This is a genomic window from Arthrobacter sp. H14 (assembly GCF_000520495.1).
Lineage (GTDB): Bacteria > Actinomycetota > Actinomycetes > Actinomycetales > Micrococcaceae > Arthrobacter_C.
Genome location: NZ_KI914633.1, coordinates 31,392 through 32,646, shown reverse-complemented (window position 1 = coordinate 32,646; position 1,255 = coordinate 31,392). Strand labels below are relative to the sequence as shown.

At 64.9% G+C, this 1,255-nt stretch carries 2 protein-coding genes and 1 pseudogene; 1 reads left to right on the top strand and 2 read right to left on the bottom strand.

Going from position 1 to position 1,255, the window contains the following annotated elements; all coding sequences use genetic code 11:
* A pseudogene (locus tag Y707_RS33410) lies at nucleotides 1-172 on the top strand (bifunctional 3'-5' exonuclease/DNA polymerase); the annotation flags it as partial.
* 62 nt (nucleotides 173-234) lie between these two features.
* Here Y707_RS33410 and Y707_RS0104610 read toward each other — a convergent pair.
* Together Y707_RS0104610 and Y707_RS23465 are read right to left on the bottom strand one after the other, a co-directional pair.
* Complete coding sequence (locus Y707_RS0104610) at nucleotides 235-951, bottom strand: NUDIX hydrolase (RefSeq protein ID WP_026534204.1); 717 nt, start codon at nucleotides 949-951, stop codon at nucleotides 235-237.
* Nucleotides 948-1,255, bottom strand: a 308-nt coding sequence (locus tag Y707_RS23465; RefSeq protein ID WP_442853277.1) for an endonuclease III domain-containing protein, incomplete at its 5' end; no start/stop codon positions are given. The genes Y707_RS0104610 and Y707_RS23465, both read right to left, overlap by 4 nt.

Sequence of the window (1,255 nt, the reverse complement as noted above, 5' to 3'; positions counted from 1 at the left end):
GTTTTTCCTGCATGATGAGGTGGTGGTGCACTCCCCCGCCGACCGCGCGGAAGAGGCAGCCGGATACGTGTCCGAGGCCGCCGAGGCAGCGACGAAGCTTATGTTCGGCCAGATTCCTATCGATTTCGCTGTCCAGACCCTCATCGTCGATTCCTATGCCAACGCTAAATAATGCTCCGCAACCGCGGTGAGCACCGCTGCGCGCCGGGGACCGGCCAGCCGTCGTCGAAAATCCTATAAAGGTGCCGGGATCTCCAGAGTCTGGTCCCATGGAAGAGTCCAGCCGAGCTGCTCAAACAATTGACTCAGCACCATCGCGGTGAAACCCCAGACCACCAGATTGTTGACGGTGAAGGACGGGCTGCGGAAAGTCTGCGAGTTGCGGGTGACGGTCGCTGTGCGGCGGTTGGCCGGATCCAGCAGATCCTGGACGGGAACCCGGAATACCTGGGCGGATTCGCCATAGTCCACGACGTCGACGGGCGACGGCGATGCCCACCACGCCAGCACAGGGGTCACCAGGAAATTACTGACCGGCAGGCCGACCTCGGACAAAGACCCCAGGATTTCGACGCCGCCCTCGTCCAGTCCGGTTTCCTCGACCGCCTCACGCAGCGCCGCCGCCTCCGGTCCGGAATCCGAAGCGTCGATACCGCCACCCGGGAAGGAGACCTGGCCGGGATGATCCTCCAGACCGCCGGCGCGTTCAACCAGCAGGACATCGAGGTCGGCCGGAATCCGGCCTGCCCGGTTCGAAGCGGCGGAGGCCGGAATATCGTCCAGCACGCCGAAAAGTATCAGCACGGCCGCCGGACGTGCTGATTCGGGATCCAGCTGCATGCGCCGCCACGACTGATCAATGTGTGGCAGTTCCCCGTGCCGTGCGGCTCTGGCGAGCGCGACGAGATCGTCGTGCGCGCTGGCCATGCGCTCCTGTCCGCCGTCGTTCATGGTGCCAGGCTGTGCCCGGCGGCGCGCAGCTGCGCCCGGTTATCGCCGGCCCGCATCCGGGACAGCAGCTCTTCCCGGCCCGGCGCGAGTTCGTATTTGAGCAGCTTCCGGGCCTTTTCCGGGTCGGTTTCACCTTCGCCATACGAGGGACACAGGGTGGCGACCGCACAGGCTCCGCACGCCGGTTTCTTGGCATGGCAGACGCGCCGCCCGTGGAAAATGACCCGGTGTGAAAGCATTGTCCATTCGCTGCGCTCGAAGAGGGCGGCGACATCGGATTCGACCTTGACGGGGTCCGCCGACT